This is a genomic window from Aquisalimonas lutea, from assembly GCF_030409225.1.
Classification (GTDB): domain Bacteria; phylum Pseudomonadota; class Gammaproteobacteria; order Nitrococcales; family Aquisalimonadaceae; genus Aquisalimonas; species Aquisalimonas lutea.
The window spans coordinates 634,224-657,284 of record NZ_JAUFPK010000001.1; the positions used below are offsets into that span (position 1 = coordinate 634,224).

The window sequence follows — 23,061 nt, forward strand, 5'->3', positions numbered from 1 at the left end:
CCTCGATCGATGGGGCGCACGAGGACGTTGTGGTTCTCGCGGATCGACTTGCGGGACATGACAAGGGATTGGCGGGAGTCCGGAAGAATGCTTGAGCAGGTCAACACGGATTCGGATGCCTACGCGCCGTCCATGTCCCGCCACCAGACGGCGCCAGACACAGCAGAACGCCCAGGGCGAACGCCCCGAGGCCGATCAGCGCCGCCCCCAGAACAACCGTCGTGATCCCGAAGGTCGTGGCGACCCAGCCGCCGAGGAGGGTTCCCGCGCCGATGCCCAGATTGCAGACCGAGATGTTGAGCGAGGCGGCGAACGCCTGGGCATCCGGCGCGGCGAACATGACCCGGACCTGGCAAGCCACGAACGCAGCCATGTGCGCCCCGCCCCAGACGGCCAGGAGCAGCGCCGCCGGCACCGGGCTGCCGCGTGTCAGGTAGGCACCGGCAGTGGCCAGCACCAGTAGCAACGTTACGACGGCAGTCAGGCGCGTCGGTTCCCGGTCCACAGCTCGTGAGGCCAGCCAGTTGCCGATGATCCCGGCAACCCCGAAGCCCAACAGCGCTGCGGCTACCCCGCTTCCCGAGAGGCCCAGGACGGCCTGCAGGAACCCGGCGATATAGCTGTAGGCGCTGAACATCGCCGTGAACAGAAGTGCCGACAGCAGCAAATGCCCCAGGAATCGGGGTCTCCCGACAATGCTCACCTGACCCCGGGGCAAGGCGGCGGCCTGCTGGCGCGACGGCCCCATGATCCGGAGCAGGCAGGGCGCCGCCGCCAGCGTGACAACGCCGAGCCCGATGTATACGGCGCGCCATCCGAACGCCTCCGCCATGGCCACGCCGGCGGGTACCGCGACGACGATGCCGATTACCGTGCCCAGGTTCACGTGTCCCACGGCCCGGCCCCCCTGGTCCACGGGGGCCGCGGCGACCGCCGCGCTGCTTGCGAGGCTGACATAGGCCGTCAGGATCGCGCCCTGTATGACGCGCACGGCGATCATGACACCGAAGGACGGAATGGCGACGGCAATCAGGCTGCCCAGACCGAATATCGCCAGCATTGACGCCAGCGCGACCCGCGGCGGCCACCGGGCCGCGATCAGGGTGACAACGGGGCCCGCGAGGGCCGCGGCAATGGCGAAGGCGGTGATCAGCCATCCGGCCGAATCCAGCGCAATGCCCAGGTCCGTCGCCAGCTGCGGCATCAGGCCGATGACGATGAACTCCGTGGTGGTCACCGCGCCCGTGGCAAACGCCAGCGCGGGGACCGTCAGGCCCCCGCGCGGTGACGCATCCGACGCGTGGGTCGGAGCCATCGGTTCAGGCATTGGTGCCGCCGTCGATGGTGACCTCGGCCCCGGTCACGGACCGGGCATTGGGCCCGGCGAGCCAGGTCACCAGGCTGGCCACGTCGTTCGGGTCTCCGTAGCTCGGAATGGCCATGGTGCCGCGCTGTGCATCGGCCAGCTCTCCGTTGGCGGGATTCATGTCCGTGTCGGTGGACCCGGGATGGATGACGTTGACGCGAATGCCACGCGAGCCGAGCTCCCGTGCCAGGGCCCGCGAGAACCCGATCAAGGCGGCTTTGCTCAGGGAGTAGAGGCTGATCCCGGGATAAGGCACATGCGTGGCCAGGTTGCTGCCGATGGTGATCACCCGGCCTTCCTCGGGCATGTCCACCGCGGCTCGCTGGGTGGCGACGAATGCCGCGCGAACGTTGATATTCATGGTCCGGTCAAAGTCAGCCACGCTGAACTCGTCGAAGGGCCCGGCATCGAAGATCCCCGCGTTGTTGACCAGGACGTCGAGAGGCCCGAAGGCCTCCCTGGCCGCATCCACGGCGGATGCCACGGCCGCTGGGTCCTGATTGTCGGCACGAATGGCCAGCGCCTCGCCGCCGGCCTGCTCGATCTGCGCGACCACCGACCGCGCCTTGTCCTCGGACTGCACGTACGTCAACGCGACCCGCGCACCTTCCGCGGCCAGCGACCTGGCAATGGCCGCACCCATGCCGCGGCTACCCCCGGTGACCAATGCAACTTTTCCAGTCAGTGATGACATCGAATTGCCTCCTTATATGTAACGAACACTACAGAAATAAGGTTGAAGAAGGCGAAACCCGATGTCAATGTGTTTATGTATAAGGCGATACAGAAGAGGTTCATACGGTGCCCCGGGGACGACCGCGCGGATTCGACAGGGAGGCAGCACTACGCCAGGCCATGGAGGTCTTCTGGCTAAGAGGCTTCGACAACGCCTCGCTGTCTGAGCTGACCAATGCCATGGGCCTCAGGCCCCCCAGTCTGTATGCCGCCTTCGGTAGCAAGGAGGCCCTGTTCAAGGAGGCGGTGGAGCTCTACGTCCGCACGCAGGGTGACGGCATCTGGAACGAGGTGCCGGAAGCCGCGAGCGCGCGGGAGGGCATAGCACGAATGTTGCGTGCCACGGCCTGTGCCTATACCCGCGGTGCCGAGCCTCGCGGCTGCATGATCGTGCTGTCCGCCCCGCAGATGCAGGGCACCAGCCCGGAGGTATCCGAGGAGTTGCGCAGGCGTCGCGCTGAGAACGTGGCGGTTCTCGAACGGCGCCTCGACAGGGCCGTGGCGGAAGGCGAGATCCCCCCGGAGACCGACTGCCGGTCCGTGGCCAGCTACTTCGCCACCGTCCAGCACGGCATGTCGATACAGGCCAGAGACGGTGCCTCCCGCGAGGAGCTTCTAGCGATCGCGGACTGCGCCATGGCTGGCTGGGATCGGCTGGCGGGCCGCACCTCCGAAACCGGCGCCGGTCAAGGTGAAGAGACGCGCTCAACCTGAAGGTCCAGGAAGGCGCGCTGCCGTGACGGCAGACGACCGTCCTGGCCGAGAAGCACCGCGCTGAACGCCTCGGTGTCGCCGGGGTTGAACGCTTCCAGAATCGGTCGCGTCCGCCCGGCGGGAATGTCCTTTGGTTACTTCCAGGTTTTTCCGGGGGCTACCGCCTGGTGGCGAGATGTACGCCCACGCCGCTCAGCGCAAGTCCGAATACGGCGGCTGGCTGCAACGCCTGACCCACCAGCAACCAGGCGAGCACCGCCGTAACCGAAGGCGTGAGGAAGAACAGCGTACTGACCCGGCTCGCGGCCGACCGACGCAACATCGTGTTCAGCAGCAGAAACGCGCCAACCGAGTTCACCAGGACCATCCAAGCCAGCGATGTCGCAAACGGCCCCCACGCTGTCACCCTGGGCGTCTCCAGCAGCAGCATCGCCGCAGCCACCACCGGGGCGCTGATCAGGAAGTGAACGGCGGTCCCGCTCATGACGTTCATGTGCGGCGCGAACCGCTTTTGATAGACGGTGCCCAGGCTCAGTCCGGCCAGGCCGAGCAGGCACAGGATGACCCCGGAGGGCGCGAAGCCGATTCTTTCGAATACGGCGAGCAGCACGCCCGCCGCCCCCAGACCGAAGCCGAGCCAATGGCGGCCATCCAACCGTTCGCCGAGCATCGATCCGCTCAGCAGCGCGACAGCGATTGGATTGAGGCCCTGGAGCATCGCCACCATCGCCGCGGGGAGGCCTTTGTCGAGAGCCGTGTAGAAGGCGCCGAACTGCAGCGCCTGCATTAGAACACCGCAAACCATCACGTGCCCGAGTTCCCGTCCCCGCGGCCACGGTGCCCCGACAACCAGTGCCAGCAGCGTCAGAAGCACGCCCGCAATGGCGAATCTCGCGAAGACGAGGAGCAACGGCGGGGCGGCGCTGACACCGAATACACCAGCGATAAACGCGCTGCTCCACATCAGCACGAACAGTGCCGGCACGACGGTACCGCCCCGACCAAGGGGCGATTGTGACGCCCTGGCAATTTCGGCGGGTGCGTCCTCCGGTCCGTTCACGGGCATGCCCTCCTTCGTAACCATATTAACCAGTTACAAGCATAATCGAGGGTTCCGTAACCTGTCCATGTGGTTTAGCTTGGCGGAATGGAATTCCTCTTCGTCAGTGGCGATCCGGCCCTGGACTTCGCCGGAACGATGCAATATCGCTACGCGGACCCGGCCGAGCTGCTACGCACCCCGGATGACTTCCGCGAGTGGATCGTCCGTGCAGGATTGCTCGACGTACCCCCCTCCGTGGACGAACAGCAGTTGATGCGAGCCATTGAGCTGCGAGAGGCCATTTACCGGCTGGCGATTGCTACGCGGGATGGGACGAGGCTTGCGGAGTCGGATCGCGCCATCGTCAACGGCATGGCCCTGGCGCCACCGGTGACGATGGCTCTGGGCGCCTCCGGGGGGATTCTCCGCTCGGGAGACACGGAAGCGGTCATGGCCACGCTGGCGCGGAAGGCCGTGGTACTGCTTGGCAGTGACCGCGCCCGCCTGATCCGGGAATGCGATGCGTCCTGGTGCAGCCGCTTGTACGTGGACAGCTCGCGACGCGGGTCACGCCGCTGGTGCAGCATGGCTTCCTGTGGCAACCGGGCCAAGGTCGCCGCGTTCCGGGAGCGGCAGCAAGGGCGGTGACACCGGTTGCCATATCATCTCGGGGAACGGGGGACGGCACGGGTCGTGCCGTCCCCCGTACGGGCGCGGCCGTGGTCACGTGCCGCCTCAGTAGGCGACGGTGAACCTGCGTTGTCGATGCCTGGGATGCTCGACCTCGTCCATCAAGGCGGCCGCAAGGTCCTCGATGGAGATGGCCGAATGACCTGCCGCATCGACAAGCAACTCGTCCGAGCCCAAGCGGTACGTCCCGGTACGTTCGCCCGGTGCCAGACGCGCGGGCGGGCTGAGGTACGTCCAGTCTACGGCGCGGTGCTCGCGGCAGGCCTCGAGCTGCCCGATGCAGGCCGCCGCGATGGCGCGGTACGCAGGGGCAAGGTAGCGAGGGTCATCGATGACCTGCAGGCCGTCGGTGTCCGGGACCCTGAGGCTGGCCGCACCGCCCACGAGCACCAGACGCGTGCCCGTGCGTTGGGCCCCGGCCAGCAGGGAGCGGGCTGCGTCGACCAGCGCCGTTTCCTGCCCCGTCCCTGGCCGCGTTGCGCTGATGACCACGTCGTGCCCTGCGCTGATGCGTTCGGCATCCGCCGGCTGGGACACGTCGCCGGCTTCTGCATGGATGGACGGAAAGAGCTCACGGAGGTGCGCCGCATTGCGTGCGACACCGGTGATCTCGTGTCCGCGGGACAGGGCCTCCTGCACGATCCGGCTACCGACACTGCCCGTGGCACCAAAGACTGCAATTCGCATGATCGAGACTCCTCTGGGTTGTGCTGAGTGGGCTAACGGTGATGATTCGTTCCACGCACTCGCGCGCGAACGTCCTGGGGATTGATCTGCGCTGCTGCCACGGCCGCCAGGGCCAGGGCGAACCCCCCGATCTGCACGGGCGTCAGCGCCTGGCCCAGTACCAGCCAGCCCAGGCCGGTGGCCACCGCCGGCGAGAGCAGGCCCAGGAAGGACATCGCCGATACCGGCAGACGCGCCACGCCCTGGAACCACAGCGCATAAGCGAACAGCGTCCCGGGGACGGCCAGCCACGCATACGCCAGCAGCTCGGAGGCATGCAGCGGCGGCGGACCGCCTTCGACAAGCAGCGCGACGGGGGCGAGGAAGAGGCCGCCCGCGGTAAGCTGCCAGCCCGTGAACGGGAGCAGGCCCACCGGCCGCCCCCACCGGCGCGTCAGCACGATACCCAGCGCCATTGCGCCGGCGCCGCCCAAGCCGGCGGCCACACCGAGCGGATCGAGCGGGATGGTGCCGCGCAGGACCATCAACGCCACGCCGAGAACGCCGGCCACGCCCCATGCCAGCCGCCAGCGGGTCGGATGCTCGCCGAGCAGCACCAGGGCAAGTCCGGCAACGAGAAGCGGCTGTACTGCATTCAACGTTGCCGCGATACCGCCGGGCAGGCGGTAGGCGGCCACGAACAAGAGCGCGAAGAATGCGCCGATGTTCAAGGTCCCCAGGACGGCTGAACGCCACCACCAGTGACCCGCCGGCCAGGTGCGTGTGGCCGCCAGCACCGCGAGCCCGGCGGGAAGGGCGCGGAGCGTCCCCGACAACAGGGGTCGATCCGGGGGCAAGTACTCGGTGGTGACCAGGTACGTGGTGCCCCAGGCGATGGGAGCAAGGGCGGTGAGCCCGGTCAGGATCAGGGTGACCGTCGAGCTGCTGAGCGACCTCGACCAGGCCGACTCTGTGGATTGTGTTGATGGCATGGCGATACCTCAATGTTGAACTATTGAATATTGAGCAATCTAGGACATCTGTTAAGCTCAGTCAAACAGTCCAACGTTGAGGTGTTCATGAAAGACAGCGTCGACCGCGTGCTGGATCAGTGGCGTGCTGAGCGGCCGGATATCGATCCTGAGCCCATGGGGGTGGTCGGCCGGATCTCCCGTGCCGCCCGGATACTGGAGCGCCGGCTCCGTGAACGGTTCGCGGCCCACAACCTGCAGGCCCACGAGTTCGACATTCTGGCGACCTTGCGCCGCTCGGGGACTCCCTATCGCCTCACGGCGGGCGCCCTGGTCGAGTCATCGATGGTGACCTACGGCGCCATCGCGAACCGGATCGATCGCCTCGAGGCGCGAGGATTGGTGACCCGCGAGACCGACCCGGGCAATCGCCGCAGCCTCTACATCGGCCTGACGGACCCGGGGCGTGAGCTCGTCGACGCCGCCGTGGGGGACCACGTGGACAACGAAACCGAGCTGCTCGCCGGCCTCAGTGACGACGAGCAGCAAGAGCTCGCCGCGTTGCTGCGCAAGCTCCTGCTGAGTTTCGGAGACACGGCCACCGACAACGACGGCGACTGAGGCCGCGCCGGTTCCCGGCACCGAGCCCTTGGGCAGCCGCCTGGGCTCGCTCACGGTGTCGAGGGCCTGATGCAGGCACCGACGGTGCAGCCTCGCGGGCAGCCCATGCCTTGGGTTTCAGGACACTAGGCGATGGTTTCGACGACCCCGCCGTCCACCCGGAGCGCCGCGCCCGTGGTCGCGGAGGCCTGCGGCGAGGCAGCGTAGACGACCATGCTCGCGACTTCGTCCACCGTCGCCGCCCGCCGGATGATGGAGCTCGGGCGGTGCTCCATGACGAACGATCGGGCCTTTTCCTCTGCCGTCTCGTCGGCGTCCTCGCCGGTGCCCACCATGGACTCGAACCCGTCGGATCGCGTTGGACCCGGCAGAATCGCGTTGACCGTGACCCCCGTACCCGCAACCCGCTTCGCCAGGCCGCGGGAGATCGAGAGATTGGCGGTCTTGGTGAACCCGTAGTGGATCATGTCCGGCGGGATATTGAGCGCAGACTCCGAGGAGATGAACAGCACACGCCCCCATTCGCGCTCGACCATTCCGGGCAGGTAGGCGCGCGACAGCCTGACACCGGACATTACGTTGACATCGAAGAACTCCGTCCAGGTCGCGTCGGGTGTTTCGAAAAAGTCCTGAGGACCGAAAATGCCGACATTGTTGACCAGAATATCCACGGACGGGACCGACGCCACGAGGGCGTCGCAGCCGTCCGGCGTGCCTACGTCGGCGGTTGCTCCCGTTACGTTCGCATCAGGCACTTCGCCCTGCAGGCTGCCGACAGCGTGATCGACGCCTGACGACGTCCGGCCGTTGACAATAACGTCGGCTCCCGCCCGGGCGAGATGTTTCGCGATTGCGTATCCGATCCCCTTGGTTGAACCCGTAATCAGGGCGGTCTTGCCGGAAAGCTCGATTCGCATGATGTGTCCCCTCTGCTTCAGTGGTGTCGGTCGCTGACTCCGCACAATAGGTCCGGCTCGACGTAGTCCGCCATGGCCTTGTTGCCAACACGGCCCGGATGCAGATGATCGCCGGAGTCAAAGACGGGCCGGAGCCGGGCAGGCTCATCCGGGTCCCGGAGCTGCCTGTCAAAATCGATCACGGCGTCGAACGCGCCGCTGGTGCGGATCCATTCGTTGATGCGGCCCCGGAGCCTGTCCTTGGCCGAATCATAATAGTCATCCATCGGAGTCCCCTCGAGCGCGTTCTCGAAGGGTGTCAGGGTCGCGCCGATGACCCTGACACCGTGCAGGCGTGCGCGAGCGATGAGCTGCTGGTAGCCCGCGATGATGGCCGCCGGTTCGGGCGGCTGGCCCTCGGGATCGAAGGCGGTGCCCGGCCAGCTGATATCGTTGATGCCGAGCAGAACAATGACCGCGTCTGCCCCCGGCTGCGATAGGACGTCACGCTCGAAGCGCGCGAGCGCGTTCTCCCCCATGCCGTCGGAAAGCAGCCTCGCGCCGGAGATGCCTGCATTGACCACGGCGAGATCGCAAGGCACCAGCCGCTGCGCCAGGTAGTCCGACCAACGCTCATTGGCATCCATGGGCGCGCCGTTGCCGTCGGTAATCGAGTCCCCCAGCAGCACGACGGCACCGGCCGCGTCCTCGCGCGCCACGTGCACACCGGTAAGGAATAGACGCGTCGTGATGGTTTGATCCGGCCGCAACCGAGGCGCGTCCACCCGATTGCCTGCCTCGATGTAAGCCGTCCGCCGCGCGTCCCAGTGAAAGGTGCTCACGGGTGTCTCGTTCGGCAGGTAGATGCTGACCGATAGCGTGGTCAACGCATCCACTTCAAGATCCACCGGATCGCTGATCAGCGGCGCCCCGGGCGGCACGACAGCGTCGCGCCTGCCGCCGAACGTGATCGTGCGGCCCGTCTCCGGCACGATTGCCGAGCCCGAAGCTGCCACCGCAATGTGCGCGGCACCTATGGTCAGCGGACGGGTTCCGTAGGCATTGGAGACGACGATGCGCAGGCGTTCTCCGCCCAGGCTTACGCGGAGCACTTGCCTGAGGGTCTGCTGGTGGAGCTGCTCCGGTACACCCGCCGGCAGCACGAACGTCTCCGGCCATGTAGGTTGCGGACTGGCGGTCCAGGTGGCGACCCATTGCCGGTCGGTTTCGCTGCCGAAGGCCGTTGGCAAAGCCATGAGCAACAGCAGCAGCATGAGTACGCGACCGAACCGTGTCGATCGGGCGCAACAGTAGCCGATGTGTGTGGTGGTCACGGACACTCCTCCCCTTTCGGTGCATTAGTTGCCGCGGTCGAGAACAGCTCGGCGCTGGGCATACGCGGACGGTCCAGGCGAATGGCGGATGCGGCCACTGCGACTGCGCAAAGGGGAATCAGTGCGGCGATCCACGTGACCGCGCCGAGACCAGGCCCGTGGGAGATGATGACGCCGCCCGCCCAAGCGCCCGCCGCGTTGCCCAGGTTGAACGCGGCGATGTTGAAGGTCGACGCGAGGCTTTGACCGGCGCCCTCGGCTCGGCTGAGAACCCAGGCCTGAAGTGGTGGGACAGTGGCGAACGCCGAAGCTCCGAGAAGGCCGACCGAGACCACGGACCAAAACGGGCTGCGCAGCGCGAAGGTCATGATTCCGAGCACGACAGACAGCGTCACCAAGGTGCCGAGCACGGTCGGTACAAGATGGCGATCCGCCAGCCTGCCACCCAGGAGATTGCCTGCGACCAGGCCGCCCCCGAACACCAGGAGAATGGGCGACACCGCGGACTCGGGGAAACCGGTAATTCGAGTCAGCAGTGGCGCGATGTACGTAAAGACGGCGAATACGGCCGAGTAGCCCAGTACGGTCGTTAGCAGGCCAAGCAAGACGGATCGTCGGCTCAGAACGGAGATATCCTTCCGCCAATCGGAGCGCGTGAACCCCGGCTCATCCGCTCGAACCCACAGCGCTAGCGCCGCCATCGCTACTGCCCCGATGGCGCCTACAACCCAGAATGTGGCACGCCAGCCGAACGACTGGCCGATCCAGGTTCCGAACGGTACGCCGAGCACGGTCGCGACCGTCAGCCCGGTGAACATGACCGCGATGGCGCTGGCTCGACGGTTCGGTGATACGAGGTCAGCGGCGACAACGGAGCCGACTCCGAAGAACGTCCCGTGGGCAAATGCAGTGAGAACACGGGCGCCCAGGACCAGCGAGTAGGTGGGAGCGATGGCGCAGGCAATGTTGCCGACCGTAAAGACGCCCATGAGCCCGACTAGCACGGTCTTTCTCGGCAGTTTCGCCGCGATGATGGTCAAGATTGGGGCACCGACGACGACACCGAGCGCATACCCCGATACAAGAAGTCCCGCTGCCTGAAGAGAAACGCCCAGATCGGCGCTCACTTCCAGGAGCAAGCCCATGATGACGAATTCCGTGACACCGATGCCGAAGGCACCGGCGGTCAACGCGAATAGCCCAATCGGCATGATTGGTCGACCTCCAAGTGCAAGTTTGAACGCCCCGAATCATGGCCGGACTGCGCTCCTTGGACTAGACTGGCCGAATGACAAGGATTTATGAATCCATTTCCATATGAGTCGTCCCGAGATCAATCGCTCCGGCGAGATGGAAGTCTTCGTCAGGGTCGTGGAGGCCGGCGGCTTCTCGGCGGCGGCACGCGAGCTGCGCATGACCCCGTCGGCGGTGAGCAAGCTGGTGAGGCGCCTGGAGGGGCGGTTGGGCGTGCGGCTCGTCAATCGCTCCACGCGCCGCGTACAGCTCACGCCGGAGGGCTGCGTCTTCTACGAACGCAGCGTCCGCGTTCTAGCGGATCTGGAAGAGGCCGAGCGCGGTGCTGCAACCAATGCCCCTCCGCGCGGACGCCTGCGAGTCAACGCCAATGTGCCGTTCGGCGTTCACTTCCTGCTGCCATTGGTGCCGGAGTTTGCTTCCCGGCATCCGGAGGTCTCGCTGGATATCGTTCTTACCGACGAGGTCATTGACATCCTGGAGCAGCGCACGGATGTCGCAGTTCGTGCGGGCCCGCTCAAGAGCTCGCGGCTTGTGGCGCGCAAGCTCGGTGCGAGCCGGATGGTCATCGTCGGCTCGCCCGCCTATCTGCAGCAGCACGGCACGCCGGTGCAACCCGAGGACCTGGAGCATCACAATCGACTCGGTTTCAACTATGTACGGACAGCGGAGGGATGGCCGTTGCGATGGAACGGGGAAACGGTGACGTTCGCGACCAACGGCAGCGTGCAGGTCAGCGATGGTGAGGGGTTGCGGCGGCTGGCCTTGGCGGGGGCCGGTCTGGCAAGGCTCGCCGAGTTCCAGGTTCGGGATGACGTGGCGGCCGGACGCGTGCAAACCGTACTCGAGGACTACAATCCCGGCGATACGGAGGAGTTCAACGCGGTCTTTCTCGGGCAAGGTGGCTACCTCCCTTCGCGGGTGCGAGCGTTCCTGGACTTCCTCGTTGAGCATGTCGAATTCGGGTAGCGTGGAGCTCCCGGAGGGCGCCGTCTGCGTCGACGTGCACCGGTGCCAGATCGAGTTCCAGCGCAGAGCGGGGGTTCAGGAGCGGGTCACGTGTGCATTCGCAGTATCCGCAGGCGCAGGGGGCAGTGCGGAGACGCGAGCCGGGGCATACGAAATCCGGAGGTCACGGGTGCGTGGCACGGAACACGTACGTGAGCCAGTGATTTGATGCTCATAGCAGTCCGGCGCTGCCGCTAGAAGTACGGGCCGTCCTCTAGCCGTTGAGATATCCACCATACGTTGCCGAACGGATCGCGTACGCCGCCCTGGCGATCACCATACGGCATGTCGGCCACTTCCATTTCCAACGAAGCGCCGTGCCCGAGTGCCCGGCGCATCGATTCATCGGCGTCCTCGACATACAGATAGTAGGTGCCGTAGGTGGCGGGATTCGCCTCGGTTGCTTCGCTTACCATCAACGTGGACGAGCCGATGCGAACCTGCGCGTTGGCGATCTTTCCGTCAGGTCGTAGGTGCCGACCAACCTCATCGCCGCCTAGCGCGGCGATGAGAAAGTCGACGAAGTCCTCGGCTCCGCGCACGAAGAAGTATGGCGTTACAGTGTTGAACCCATCGGGAACGTTCACTTTTGCTCTCCCTGGCAAGCTGCTTCTCAGAATAGTCGCCTTCATTCGCCGACGAAAAGGAAGATCACGAGGGGTGATGGGCAGCATCTCCGTGAACGAGTAGTCGGCCTCGGCCACCCGAGCCGCATGCCGACCCTCCCACGATTGCCCCGAGGCCTTCGAGCAGGCCTCACCACCGATCGACACCCATGGATTGTTGGAATAAAGATTGAGACATTTCCGGGCTGTAGGCCTTGTCACTGGACCCCCTGAAACGCCCATATTTGGAAATGGGGATCGAGACTGTCTCAAACCTATTCCAAACTCCTTTCGAAACCGCCACTTAACGAACCCCTCCAGAACACCCTTCTACCTGCCGGAGCGGCGGTCCTTCTCGCCGGCTACCGGCGGAGGGAGGCCTCGTGCTTTCGAGAAAGACAGGGACGCTCACCAGTGCCGATGTAGTCATTCTTCCGGGTCGGCTGACACGCATCAACAATAATAAAAAAGAATATCAATAAGTTAGGTTTTACTTACGGTTTCGGCTGTACCTAACTGAACTCACGATAGTCGATATCAAAGAGCCCTAACACCGACCCACAAACACGAATCGATGGAGCACCCCGATGCCCTCATCCGCCTTCTTGTTTAGCCCGCTACCGGATGAAACCGTCCACAGCTGGGTAAGCCGACTCCACCTCCTCTCAGGCGATCGCTGTAATGCAGTCCTGAATCGGCAGGAAGAGCTGGAGTCCGTCTTCCTCGATCCTGATAAAGCCGTATTTCTCGTACTGGTCCTTGGCGTCCACTACCAGTCCGCCGATGGCGGTGAATTCCCGGGAGATGGTCGCCGCGTCCTCAATGGCGGCGAGCAGAGCCAACTCTCCCAGTCCCTGGCCCCGTGCGCTCAGGTCCGACGCCAGTCGGGCCATCCGCAGGAAGGGTACAGGGTGAGGGTATTTCTTCCAGGCCCTGACGCCGGGTGGCGGCGCGATCTCGCAGGGCGCGGTGGAGTAGTAGGCCAGAATGCGTTCCGGCCGGTTAGAATCGACCAGCACCGTGGTGCGAACCAGATGTCGCTCGTCCTGCCGTCGCGCTGTCTTCTGAATGAATGTGTTGAGTGCTTCGACCCCGCAGTCGAACGCTGCGCGGTCGTGGTGCTTGCTAAGTTGTTCTTTCCTGATCCGAGCCATCCACTGTTCCCTTGTACCGCTGGGCCGCCTTCCTCAAGCGAGGCAGGGGCCGTGACGGCTGGTCCAGGACCGTCATCATGTTCTTGAACGCCTCGCGGCTTGTGGTGATCCGCGTGGCGCGTTCGGTGACCTCGGCCGCGCGTTCCAACGCGGAGTCCAGCAAGAACTGGGAAACCGTGCCGCCTTTTCCGGAAACCGTTTGTTTTGAGTCAGGCCGCCTAGGCCGACTCGCTCGATGGACGACTATCCTTGGCACAATAAGCCAGGGTTGCGACGACTCCTTGAACCTAAGCAATACGTCTCCATTCGCTACACCGACCGGCTGGCCGAGGCCGGCATCGAGCCGTCTGGGGGCTGCTTCATGGGCAACGTTGGGACTCCTATGACAATACCCTTGCCGAGAGCATCAACGGCCTCTACAAGACCGAGGTGATCCGTCACCGCGGCCCTTGGCCGAATCTGGAGGCCGTGCAGTTCGCCACGATTGACCCTGGCCGTCGGCGGGGTGGTCGGCGGCAACGCGTTCGACACACTGTTCGCCGCGATCGCGGACTGGCGTACCGCCCCGGCTCGCTGTACCCACGGCGCCACCGAGCGCGAGACCTTCCTGATCGCCCTGAGCATCGTCATGGCCGCTGTGCTGCTGCCGGGGCTGCTCCGGCGCGAGCGCCACGGGATCACGCGCATCGGTTTCGAGAGTTTCGCCGTGCTGCTGCTCAACGGCCTGGCCCTGTTCGTCACCGCCTGGCTGTAGGCCGGCGCGGGACTTGCCCGGACCCGGCGCCCGGGTTCATGGTGATCTGCAGTCGGCTGACGCGCGCGCAGCGCGCGGGAGGTGGTACGCGATGGCACGGACACTCGCCCGCCAGCTCATAGAGTCGCATCTGGTCGAGGGCCGGCTGGAGGCGGGCGCGGAGATCGCGCTGGCAATCGACCAGACGCTCACCCAGGACGCGACCGGCACGCTGGCGATGCTCGAGCTCGAGGCGATGGGCGTCGACCGCGTCCGGACCGAGCTCTCGGCGCAATACATCGACCACAACCTGATCCAGGAAGACTTCCGTAACCCGGATGACCACCTGTTCCTCTACAGCGCCTGCCAGAGCTTCGGGTTGTGGTACAGCGGCCCGGGCACCGGCGTCAGCCACCCGGTGCACATGCAGCGCTTCGGCCGCCCGGGCCGCACCTTGCTGGGCTCGGACAGTCACACCTGCGCGGCCGGGTCGATGGGCATGCTCGCGATCGGCGCCGGCGGTCTGGATGTCGCCCTGGCCATGGCGGGGCGGCCGTTCTACACGAAAATGCCCGAGGTCATGGGCGTGGAGCTGACGGGCGCGCTGCCGGAGTGGGTCAGCGCCAAGGACGTAATCCTGGAGATGCTGCGGCGCCACGGTACCGACGGCGGCCGCGGGCGCATCATCGAGTACCATGGCGAGGGTCTGGCCGGGCTGTCGGCGATGGACCGCCACGTGATCGCCAACATGGGCGCCGAGCTCGGTGCCACCGCGACCGTGTTCCCGTCGGACGAGGCGACGCGCGCCTTCCTCGCCGCCTACGGCCGCGAGGACGAGTGGAGCGCGCTCGCCGCCGAGCCCGGCTGCCGCTACGACGTCACCGAGCGCATTGACCTGTCGGCGCTCGAGCCGCTGATCGCGAAGCCGTCGAGCCCAGGCAACGTCGTGCCGGTGCGTGAGGTCGCCGGCCAATCGCTCTACCAGGCCTACATCGGCTCTTCGGCGAACCCCGGCTTCCGCGACTTCGCCATCAGCGCGCTGATGATGCGCGGCCGGCGCGCCCATCCGGCGGTGTCCTTCGACGTCAACCCGACCTCGCACACCCTGCTTGAGGACCTGACGCGCACCGGCCTTCTGCTCGACCTGATCCATGCGGGCGCGCGCCTGCACCAGGCGGGCTGCAACGGCTGCATCGGCATGGGCCAGGCGCCGGCGACGGGCCGCAACAGCCTGCGCACCGTGCCACGCAACTTCCCCGGGCGCTCCGGCACGCGCGAGGACAGCGTCTTCCTGTGCAGCCCGGAGACGGCGACGGCCTCGGCGCTGGCCGGCGAGATCACCGATCCGCGCGAGCTCGGCATGGCGTACCCCGATATCCCGGAACCGGGCGTGCGCTCGCCCGGGGAGATCAACGTGCTGCCGCCGCCGGCGCGCGAGGACGCGCGCGACGTCGAGCTGATCAAGGGACCGAACATCGCCACGCTGCCGCAGTTCGATCCGCTGCCCGACCGGCTCGAGCTGCCGGTGTTGCTGACCGTGCACGACTTCATCACGACCGACGAGATCATGCCGGCCGGCGCGCGTGTGCTGCCGTACCGCAGCAACATCCCGGAGATCTCGCGCTTCTGCTTCGAGATCGTCGACCCGAGCTATCCCGGGCGGGCCGCGGAGGCCGGGCCGCACGCGGTCGTCGGCGGGCGCGATTATGGCCAGGGCTCGAGCCGCGAGCATGCGGCGCTCGCGCCGCGCTACCTCGGCCTGCGCGCCGTGCTCGCACGCAGCTTCGCCCGCATCGCCTGGCAGAACCTGGTCAGCTTCGGGATCCTGCCGCTGCGCTACGCCGAGGACGCGCGGCCGCCGGCACAGGGCGACACGATCGTTCTCGAAGGGCTGCACGACGCGCTGCAGGCCGGCGGCACGCTGACGGCCACGCTCGATGGCGGCAGCCTAGAGCTGGCGCACGACCTGAGCCCGCGCCAGGTCGAGATTCTCCTGGCCGGCGGCATGATCAACCACGTTCGGCAGCACGATTTGGCGGCTCGCGGCTGAGCTGTACCGGGCACGGCGGCGGACATTCCGACGCTAATACAGTGAGCATCGGCCGTAGTCGCTCCTCAGTGATACGTCCATATCGACTTAGGCCCGAGTCGTTTGTCCTAAACTTTTCCCACCTGTCTCAAACTTAATTCCACCGATCCAAGCCCGTTCTTTGACCCGGCCTTAGCTACTCCACCGTAACCGACTTCGCCAGATTGCGCGGCTTGTCCACATCCGTGCCCTTGAGCACGGCGACGTGGTAGGCGAGCAGCTGCAGCGGCACCGTGAACACCAGCGGCGCCACCAGCTCGTGGACCGAGGGCACGGCCAGCACCGTCAGGCCGTCGCGGGGGGTGAACTGCACGCGGTCGTCGGCGAAGACCAGCAGCTCGCCGCCTCGCGCCTCCACCTCCTGGAGGTTGGACTTCAGCTTCTCCAGCAGCTCGTCGTTGGGCGCCACCGCGACCACGGGCATGTCGGCGTCGACCAGCGCCAGAGGCCCGTGCTTGAGCTCGCCGGCGGGGTAGGCTTCGGCGTGGATGTAGGAGATTTCCTTGAGCTTCAGCGCCCCCTCCAGAGCCACCGGGTACTGGGCGCCCCGGCCCAGGAAGAGGCTGTGGCGCTTGTCCACGAAGCGCTCGGCGAGGTCGGCGATATCGGGCTCCAGTGCCAGGACCCGCTCCACCGCGGCGGGGAGGTCGTGGAGCGCGGCGACGAGCCCGGCCTCGCTCTCGGCGGTCAGTGCGTGGCGCCGCCCCAGCGCGGCCACCAGGAGCAGCAGCCCGGCGAGCTGGGTGGTGAAGGCCTTGGTCGAGGCCACGCCGATCTCCGGCCCGGCGCGGGTCATGAGCACGAGATCGGACTCGCGGACCAGGGAGCTCTCCGGGACGTTGCAGATGGCCAGGCTGGCGGCGAAGCCGAGGTTCTTGGCCTCCCGCAGCGCCGCCAGGGTGTCCGCCGTCTCGCCGGACTGGGAGATGGTCACGAACAGCGTCCCGTCCGGCACCACGTGGCGCCGGTAGCGGAACTCGCTGGCGACTTCCACGTCGCAGGGCAGGCCGGCGAGGCTCTCGAACCAGTACCGGGCGATCAGCCCGGCATGGTAGCTGGTGCCGCAGGCGACGATCTGGACGCGCTGCAAGCGGTCGAAGATCGGGCGGGCGTCGGGGCCGAAGATCTCGGGGAGCACGGCGTCGCGGGACAGCCGACCCTCCAGCGTCTCCGCCAGGGCGTGGGACTGCTCGTGGATCTCCTTGAGCATGAAGTGGCGGTAGCCGCCGCGTTCCACGGCGTCGGGAGAGACCTCGGACAGGCGCTCCGGTCGCTCGACCTGCTTCCCGCCCCGGTCATGGATCGCGACGGTCTCCCGGCGGACGTCGGCGACATCGCCTTCCTCCAGAAAGACGAAGCGCTGCGTGACCGGCAGCAGGGCGAAGACATCCGAGGCGATGAAGTGCTCGCCGATCCCGAGGCCGATGACCAGCGGACTGCCCCGGCGGGCGGCAACCAGCCGCCCGGGCTCGTCGGCGGCCATCACCCCCAGGGCGTAGGCGCCGTCGAGCTCGGCCACGGTCGCCTGCACGGCCGCCAGGAGGTCGGCGCCGGAGGCCATGTGGCGGTGCACCTGGTTGGCCACGACCTCGGTATCGGTCTGGGACTCGAAGGTATAGCCGGCCCCTTCCAGGTCACGGCGCAGGGCCTCGTAGTTCTCGATGATGCCGTTGTGCACCACGGCCACCTGCCCCCGCGCCATGTGCGGGTGGGCATTGGCGTCGGTGGGGCGGCCGTGGGTCGCCCAGCGCGTGTGCGCGATCCCGGTATGACCGGCGAGCGGTTCCTCGGCCAGTGCCGCCTCCAGGGAGGCGACCTTGCCCACGGCGCGCCGGCGGTGAATCCGGCCCGCGTCGTCGGCGATGGCCATGCCGGCGGAGTCGTAGCCGCGGTATTCCAGCCGCTTCAGACCTTCCAGGAGAATACGCGCGACGTCGCGCTCGGCGACCGCGCCGACGATTCCACACATGCGCTGGCTCCTCGTGACGTTAAATCAGCCCGGCCCGCGGCACCATGAGAACGGACTGCCGGGCCCGCCGGACGACGTTCTCGGCGGTACTGCCGATCATCAGCTCGCGGATGGGGCTGCGGCCCCGCTTGCCGACGATGACCATGGTACTGCCTTCTTCTTCCGCACGCTCATGGAGCGTGCGCGACGGGTTGCCCGTGTCGATGCGCGTGACCACGCGCTCGCGCACCGCCTCGAACTGCTCGGCGAGCGCGGCCATGCGGGTATCCGCCTGCTCCCGCGCCTGATCGTGCCCGAGGGCCTCGATCACTTCATCCTCGAGGACGTGCGTCAGGACGACCTTCTCCGCGTGGGGCGCCAGCTCCGCGGCGTGGCGCTCGGCCTCGAAGCAGGATTCGGAGAAATCGGTTCCCAGCAGCAGGGAGCGGAACCCGCGCCCCGTGACCACGCGGTTCTGGCCGATGGGCTCGATCAGTGTCGGGGTGGTGGTCTTGCGGATCAGCTGCAGCACCGTGGAGCCGCGCAGGAATTCGCGGAAACGGCTCTCACCCCGCGAGCCCACCAGGATCAGGTCGGCGCCGCGCGCCCGGGCGATGGTGGACAGCTCGTGCGCCGGCTGGCCGGTGCGCAGCTCGACGTTCACACGGAAGCCCGCCCGTTCGAGGGTATCCTTCTCTTCCTCCAGGCGCCACCGCGCTTCCCGGCGGTGCGTCTCGTCCTGGGCCTCGGCATGATGGGACAGCAGGACGTCGACCAGGGTGATCTCGCGGGTTCCCAGGGTGCTCAGATCACGGAGCTCCTCGAGCAGGCGGTCACTTGCGGCGGCGAAGTGAGCGGCGACGACGGCATGGGTATACATGGCACCTCCTCCTGGGATTCGACGGGCGCTCCTTGGGGGTCCTCCGGGACTCCCTCTATTTACATATTGGGAGTCGCAACGAGGACGTCAACCATGCGTGGGCTCTACTCCCGCCGGCGGCGCGCCCATCCCGGGACGCTTCTCTGCGGTGCGCGGGTGACGGTCAGGCTCTCCGGCTCGGTATCCCGGGTCAGCGTGGTGCCGGCCCCCAGGAATGCGCCGGCGCCGACGCGTACCGGCGCCACCAGCTGGCTGTCCGAGCCGATGAAGGCGCCGTCCTCGATCACCGTGCGGTGCTTCTCGCTGCCGTCGTAGTTGCACGTGATGGTGCCTGCACCCACGTTGACGTCGCGTCCAAGCTCGGCGTCGCCGATGTAGCTAAGGTGGTTGACCTTGCTGCCCGGGCCGATGACGGCCTTCTTGGTCTCCACGAAATTGCCTACCCGGGCCCCGGCCCGGAGCTCCGTGCCGGGGCGCAGACGGGCGTAGGGCCCTACCTGGGCGCCGGCGCCGATATGGGCCTGCTCGGCGATCGTATGACTGTCGACGGTCGCGCCGTCCTCGACCACGGTATCGCGCAGCACGCTGTAGGGGCCGATGGAGACACCATCGCCGAGCACGACCCGGCCCTCCAGGACCACGCCGACGTCGATGCTGCAGTCCCGGCCGAAGGCGAGGCTGCCGCGCAGGTCGAAACGCCCGGCATCGACCAGGCCCAGCCCCGCACGCATCAGCTCCTGTGCCTGGCGGTACTGGTAGGCGCGCTCGGCGGTTTGCAGCTGGACGCGGTCGTTGACGCCGGCGACTTCCTCCGGATCCGCGGCGACAGCGGCGTGCACCGCTTCGCCGTCGCTGCGCGCCAGGGCAACCACATCGGTGAGGTAGTACTCGCCCTGGACATTGTCATTGCCGCAGCGCGCCAGCCACCCGCGCAGGCGCCCGGCCGGGGCGGCCATCAGGCCGGTATTCGTCTCCCGCACGGCGCGCTCGTCCGGCGTCGCATCCTTGTCCTCGACGATGCGCGCAACGGAGCCGTCGGCGTCGCGGATGACACGGCCGTACCCGCCGGGATCGGCGAGCTCCGTGGTCAGGACGGCGGCGCCGTCCGCGGCGGCGGCGACGAGATTCGTCATCGTCTCCGCCCGCACCAGCGGGACATCGCCGTAGAGCACCAGCACCGAAGCGTCATCGGGGATGGCGGGAAGCGCCTGCTGCACGGCGTGGCCGGTGCCGAGCTGCTCGCCCTGCTCCACCCATGTCACCGGAACGTCGGCGAGGGCGGAGCGGACGCGATCGCCGCCGTGGCCGTGCACGACATGGACCGCGGCCGGGCCGAGACCCAGCGCGGTATCGACCACGTGGCGCAGGAGCGGGCGGCCGGCCAGGGGATGCAGTACCTTCGGCAGGTCGGAGCGCATGCGGGTGCCCTGGCCGGCGGCCAGGATCACCACGTGCAGGGGGCGGGAGGAAGCGTCGGCCATGGATGCATGCCTCGATTCGGGTCACCCAACGAAAAACCGCCGCGTCCGCAGGGCGGAGGCGGCGGGCTTGGACGAGGAGCGGGCATGGACCCTCGGGTCAGCTGCCCCGCTTGCGCCGCAGGCTCTGCAGTGCCCGCAGCTGCGCCGCGGCCGCCGCAAGCTCCGTCTGCGCCCGAGCATAATCCACCTCGGAGCTGCGATCACGGATGGCTTCCTCGGCACGACGCTTGGCCTCCTGGGCCTGCGCCTCGTCGATGTCATGGGCCCGCACGGCCGTATCCGCCAGAATCGTTACGACGTGGGGCTGGATCTCCAGCATGCCGCCCGAGACGTAGAAGAACTGCTCCTCGCCGCCGGGCATGCGCACGCGGACCTCGCCGGGCTGGAGCTTCGCCATGAGGGGCGCATGACGGGGCATGATGCCGAGCTCGCCCTCGGTGGCACGGGCCACGACGAACTCGACCTCCTCCCCGAACAGGGCCTCCTCGGCACTGACGATGTCCAGATGCATGGTATTGGCCATTCGGGCACCTATGCGGCTGATTTACAGGTTCTTCGCCTTCTCGACGGCCTCGTCGATGGTGCCGACCATGTAGAAGGCCTGCTCCGGGATCTCGTCGTACTCGCCGTCGACGATGCCGCGGAAGCCGCGGATCGTCTCCTTGAGCGAGCAGTACGTCCCCGGCGAGCCGGTGAACACCTCGGCGACGAAGAACGGCTGCGACAGGAAGCGCTGGATCTTGCGCGCCCGTGCCACGGTGAGCTTGTCGTCCTCGGAGAGCTCGTCCATGCCGAGGATGGCGATGATGTCCTTGAGCTCCTTGTACCGCTGCAGCGTCCCCTGCACGGCCCGGGCGGTATCGTAGTGCTCGTTGCCGATGACCTGCGGGTCCAGCTGGCGGCTGGTGGAGTCCAGCGGATCCACCGCCGGGTAGATGCCCAGGGACGCGATGTCGCGGGACAGCACCACGGTGGCGTCCAGGTGGGCGAACGTCGTCGCCGGCGACGGGTCCGTGAGGTCGTCGGCCGGCACGTACACCGCCTGGATGGACGTGATCGAGCCGGTCTTGGTGGAGGTGATGCGCTCCTGGAGCATGCCCATCTCCTCGGCCAGGGTGGGCTGGTAGCCCACGGCGGAGGGCATGCGCCCGAGCAGCGCGGAGACCTCCACCCCGGCCAGGGTATAGCGGTAGATATTGTCGATGAACAGCAGGACGTCGCGGCCTTCGTCGCGGAAGTACTCGGCCAGGGTCAGGCCGGTCAGCGCGACGCGCAGGCGGTTACCCGGCGGCTCGTTCATCTGGCCGTAGACGAGGGCGACCTTGTCGAGGACGTTCGACTCCTTCATCTCGTGGTAGAAGTCGTTGCCCTCGCGGGTGCGCTCGCCGACGCCGGCGAACACGGAGTAGCCGGAGTGCTCGATGGCGATGTTGCGGATGAGCTCCATCATGTTGACGGTCTTGCCCACGCCGGCGCCGCCGAACAGGCCCACCTTGCCGCCCTTGGCGAAGGGGCACATGAGGTCGATGACCTTGATGCCCGTCTCCAGCAGCTCGGTGCTGGCGGACTGGTCGTTGAACGCCGGGGCATTGCGGTGGATCGCCCACTCTTGATCGTGGCCGATGTCGCCTTCCTGGTCGATGGGGCGCCCCAGGACGTCCATGATGCGGCCGAGCGTCTTGGTGCCCACCGGCACGGAGATCGCCTTGCCGGTGTTGGACACGCCCAGCCCGCGCTTCAGGCCGTCGGTGGTCCCCATGGCGATGCAGCGGACCACGCCGTCGCCGGTCTGCTGCTGGACCTCGAGGACCAGTCCCTCTTCGTCCACGTTCAGGGCGTCGAAGACGTTCGGGACGGCGTCGCGGGGAAATTCCACATCGACCACCGGACCGATGATCTGGACAATCTTTCCTGAGCTCATACCCCAGTTCCTCTCAATGCAATTCTAGAAAACGGTACGGACACCCTGCCGCGCGGCGCGTCGCCGGCGGTCGTTCAGACCGCGGCCGCGCCGGACACGATTTCCGTGAGCTCCGTCGTAATGGCGGCCTGCCGGGCCTTGTTGTAGACCAGCTGCAGCTCGTCGATGAGCGACTCGGCGTTGTCGGAAGCGGCCTTCATCGCCACCATCCGGGCCGCCTGCTCGCTGGCGATGTTCTCCACCACCGCCTGGTAGACCAGGGACTCGACGTAGCGCTGCAGCAGGTCATCGAGCACCGAAGCGGGGTCCGGCTCGTAGATGTAGTCCCAGCCGTAGCGCTGCTCGTCCAGCACGGGGTCCTCGAAGGCGGGCAGCGGCAGTACCTTCTCCAGCGTCGGCTGCTGGGTCATGGTGTTCACGAACCGGTTGTAGACGAGAACGATCTGATCCAGCTCGCCTTCCCGGTAGGCATCCAGCATGACCTTGATCGTGCCGATGAGATCGGCGATGTGCGGCGAGTCCCCCAGGTGCGTGGCCTGGGCCGCGATGCGGATGTTCGACAGGCGGTTGAGGAACTGCGCGCCCTTGTTGCCGATCGGGCAGACATCGACGCCGACGCCCTGCTGGTCGCAGTGCTGCAGCTCCGGGAGCAGCTTGCGGAACAGGTTGGCGTTGAGCCCGCCGCAGAGCCCCCGGTCCGACGTCACCACGATATAGCCGACACGCTTGACCTCCCGCTCGACCAGGAACGAGTGCCGGTATTCCGGCTGCGCGTGCGCAAGATGGCCGATCACCGCACGGATCTTCTCGGCGTACGGGCGGGTCGCCTCCATGCGGCTCTGCGCGGTCCGCATCTTGCTCGCCGCGACCATCTCCATGGCACCCGTGATCTTCTGCGTGCTCTGCACGCTCTTGATCTTGGTACGTATCTCTTTGGCGCCCGACATCGGCGG

The 23,061-nt window shown here is 66.9% G+C and carries 23 protein-coding genes and 1 pseudogene; 7 read left to right on the plus strand and 17 right to left on the minus strand.

What is annotated here, in order from left to right; genetic code table 11:
- Positions 1-100: 100 nt before the first annotated feature.
- Together QWY84_RS03050 and QWY84_RS03055 are read right to left on the minus strand one after the other, a co-directional pair.
- On the minus strand, positions 101-1,327 hold the full coding sequence (locus tag QWY84_RS03050; protein ID WP_290200978.1) for an MFS transporter: 1,227 nt from the start codon (positions 1,325-1,327) through the stop codon (positions 101-103).
- Positions 1,320-2,060, minus strand: a complete 741-nt coding sequence (locus QWY84_RS03055) for an SDR family NAD(P)-dependent oxidoreductase (protein WP_290200979.1) — start codon at positions 2,058-2,060, stop codon at positions 1,320-1,322. Before QWY84_RS03055 ends, QWY84_RS03050 begins: the two co-directional genes overlap by 8 nt.
- A gap of 107 nt (positions 2,061-2,167) precedes the next feature.
- Here QWY84_RS03055 and QWY84_RS03060 point away from each other — a divergent pair, with 107 nt between their 5' ends.
- Positions 2,168-2,815, plus strand: coding sequence for a TetR/AcrR family transcriptional regulator (locus QWY84_RS03060; protein WP_290200980.1), 648 nt, complete (start codon positions 2,168-2,170; stop codon positions 2,813-2,815).
- A gap of 157 nt (positions 2,816-2,972) precedes the next feature.
- On the opposite strand, the gene QWY84_RS03065 is transcribed toward QWY84_RS03060, so the two are convergent.
- Positions 2,973-3,875, minus strand: a complete 903-nt coding sequence (locus tag QWY84_RS03065; RefSeq protein ID WP_290200981.1) for a DMT family transporter — start codon at positions 3,873-3,875, stop codon at positions 2,973-2,975.
- An 87-nt stretch (positions 3,876-3,962) separates the two neighbouring features.
- On the opposite strand from QWY84_RS03065, the gene QWY84_RS03070 reads away from it, so the two are divergent.
- Positions 3,963-4,505, plus strand: a complete 543-nt coding sequence (locus QWY84_RS03070) for a CGNR zinc finger domain-containing protein (protein WP_290200982.1) — start codon at positions 3,963-3,965, stop codon at positions 4,503-4,505.
- A gap of 87 nt (positions 4,506-4,592) precedes the next feature.
- Here QWY84_RS03070 and QWY84_RS03075 read toward each other — a convergent pair whose 3' ends face one another.
- Positions 4,593-5,234, minus strand: coding sequence for an NAD(P)-dependent oxidoreductase (locus tag QWY84_RS03075; RefSeq protein WP_290200983.1), 642 nt, complete (start codon positions 5,232-5,234; stop codon positions 4,593-4,595).
- A 32-nt stretch (positions 5,235-5,266) separates the two neighbouring features.
- Complete coding sequence (locus QWY84_RS03080; protein WP_290200984.1) at positions 5,267-6,205, minus strand: EamA family transporter; 939 nt, start codon at positions 6,203-6,205, stop codon at positions 5,267-5,269.
- Positions 6,206-6,292: 87 nt separating this feature from the next.
- Between QWY84_RS03080 and QWY84_RS03085 the strand changes: the two genes are divergently transcribed.
- Positions 6,293-6,805 (plus strand): MarR family winged helix-turn-helix transcriptional regulator, encoded by a 513-nt coding sequence (locus QWY84_RS03085; RefSeq protein ID WP_290200985.1) that lies wholly within the window; start codon positions 6,293-6,295, stop codon positions 6,803-6,805.
- Positions 6,806-6,930: 125 nt separating this feature from the next.
- Here QWY84_RS03085 and QWY84_RS03090 read toward each other — a convergent pair whose 3' ends face one another.
- The 3 genes from QWY84_RS03090 to QWY84_RS03100 are packed head-to-tail and all read right to left on the minus strand — an operon-like array spanning position 6,931 to position 10,246.
- On the minus strand, positions 6,931-7,722 hold the full coding sequence (locus QWY84_RS03090) for an SDR family NAD(P)-dependent oxidoreductase (protein WP_290200986.1): 792 nt from the start codon (positions 7,720-7,722) through the stop codon (positions 6,931-6,933).
- A gap of 17 nt (positions 7,723-7,739) precedes the next feature.
- Positions 7,740-9,035 (minus strand): SGNH/GDSL hydrolase family protein, encoded by a 1,296-nt coding sequence (locus QWY84_RS03095; protein ID WP_290200987.1) that lies wholly within the window; start codon positions 9,033-9,035, stop codon positions 7,740-7,742.
- Entirely contained in the window at positions 9,032-10,246 is a 1,215-nt protein-coding gene (locus QWY84_RS03100; protein ID WP_290200988.1) for an MFS transporter, read from the minus strand. The genes QWY84_RS03095 and QWY84_RS03100 overlap by 4 nt, the downstream gene beginning before the upstream one ends.
- A gap of 106 nt (positions 10,247-10,352) precedes the next feature.
- Here QWY84_RS03100 and QWY84_RS03105 point away from each other — a divergent pair, with 106 nt between their 5' ends.
- A complete protein-coding gene (locus tag QWY84_RS03105) occupies positions 10,353-11,258 on the plus strand; it encodes a LysR family transcriptional regulator (protein ID WP_290200989.1) in 906 nt (301 codons plus the stop codon).
- 233 nt (positions 11,259-11,491) lie between these two features.
- On the opposite strand, the gene QWY84_RS03110 is transcribed toward QWY84_RS03105, so the two are convergent.
- From QWY84_RS03110 to QWY84_RS03120, 3 genes are all read right to left on the minus strand, one after another.
- Positions 11,492-12,001, minus strand: coding sequence for a VOC family protein (locus QWY84_RS03110; protein WP_290200990.1), 510 nt, complete (start codon positions 11,999-12,001; stop codon positions 11,492-11,494).
- A gap of 566 nt (positions 12,002-12,567) precedes the next feature.
- Complete coding sequence (locus tag QWY84_RS03115) at positions 12,568-13,056, minus strand: GNAT family N-acetyltransferase (RefSeq protein WP_290200991.1); 489 nt, start codon at positions 13,054-13,056, stop codon at positions 12,568-12,570.
- A complete protein-coding gene (locus QWY84_RS03120; RefSeq protein ID WP_290202666.1) occupies positions 13,028-13,312 on the minus strand; it encodes a type II toxin-antitoxin system TacA family antitoxin in 285 nt (94 codons plus the stop codon). Before QWY84_RS03120 ends, QWY84_RS03115 begins: the two co-directional genes overlap by 29 nt.
- A 36-nt stretch (positions 13,313-13,348) precedes the next feature.
- Between QWY84_RS03120 and QWY84_RS03125 the strand changes: the two are divergent.
- The 3 genes and pseudogenes from QWY84_RS03125 to QWY84_RS03135 form a co-directional block, all read left to right on the plus strand.
- A pseudogene (locus tag QWY84_RS03125) lies at positions 13,349-13,545 on the plus strand (IS3 family transposase); the annotation flags it as partial.
- Positions 13,541-13,810 carry a hypothetical protein gene (locus tag QWY84_RS03130; protein WP_290202714.1) on the plus strand — a complete coding sequence of 90 codons (270 nt, stop codon included), beginning with the start codon at positions 13,541-13,543 and terminating at the stop codon, positions 13,808-13,810. The pseudogene QWY84_RS03125 and the gene QWY84_RS03130, both read left to right, overlap by 5 nt.
- Before the next feature lie 91 nt (positions 13,811-13,901).
- Positions 13,902-15,839, plus strand: coding sequence for an aconitate hydratase (locus QWY84_RS03135; protein ID WP_290200992.1), 1,938 nt, complete (start codon positions 13,902-13,904; stop codon positions 15,837-15,839).
- A gap of 175 nt (positions 15,840-16,014) precedes the next feature.
- On the opposite strand, the gene glmS is transcribed toward QWY84_RS03135, so the two are convergent.
- From glmS to atpG, 6 genes are all read right to left on the minus strand, one after another.
- Positions 16,015-17,847 (minus strand): glutamine--fructose-6-phosphate transaminase (isomerizing), encoded by a 1,833-nt coding sequence (gene glmS, locus QWY84_RS03140; RefSeq protein ID WP_290200993.1) that lies wholly within the window; start codon positions 17,845-17,847, stop codon positions 16,015-16,017.
- Between the two features lie 19 nt (positions 17,848-17,866).
- Entirely contained in the window at positions 17,867-18,706 is an 840-nt protein-coding gene (locus tag QWY84_RS03145; protein WP_290200994.1) for a universal stress protein, read from the minus strand.
- A gap of 104 nt (positions 18,707-18,810) precedes the next feature.
- Positions 18,811-20,187: a bifunctional UDP-N-acetylglucosamine diphosphorylase/glucosamine-1-phosphate N-acetyltransferase GlmU gene (glmU, locus tag QWY84_RS03150; RefSeq protein ID WP_290200995.1), complete on the minus strand. Its 1,377-nt coding sequence runs from the start codon at positions 20,185-20,187 to the stop codon at positions 18,811-18,813.
- Between the two features lie 97 nt (positions 20,188-20,284).
- Positions 20,285-20,710 carry a F0F1 ATP synthase subunit epsilon gene (locus tag QWY84_RS03155; RefSeq protein WP_290200996.1) on the minus strand — a complete coding sequence of 142 codons (426 nt, stop codon included), beginning with the start codon at positions 20,708-20,710 and terminating at the stop codon, positions 20,285-20,287.
- Positions 20,711-20,731: 21 nt separating this feature from the next.
- On the minus strand, positions 20,732-22,108 hold the full coding sequence (gene atpD / locus QWY84_RS03160) for a F0F1 ATP synthase subunit beta (protein WP_290200997.1): 1,377 nt from the start codon (positions 22,106-22,108) through the stop codon (positions 20,732-20,734).
- A 74-nt stretch (positions 22,109-22,182) separates the two neighbouring features.
- Positions 22,183-23,055 carry a F0F1 ATP synthase subunit gamma gene (atpG, locus tag QWY84_RS03165; RefSeq protein WP_290200998.1) on the minus strand — a complete coding sequence of 291 codons (873 nt, stop codon included), beginning with the start codon at positions 23,053-23,055 and terminating at the stop codon, positions 22,183-22,185.
- Between the last annotated feature and the right edge of the window lie 6 nt (positions 23,056-23,061).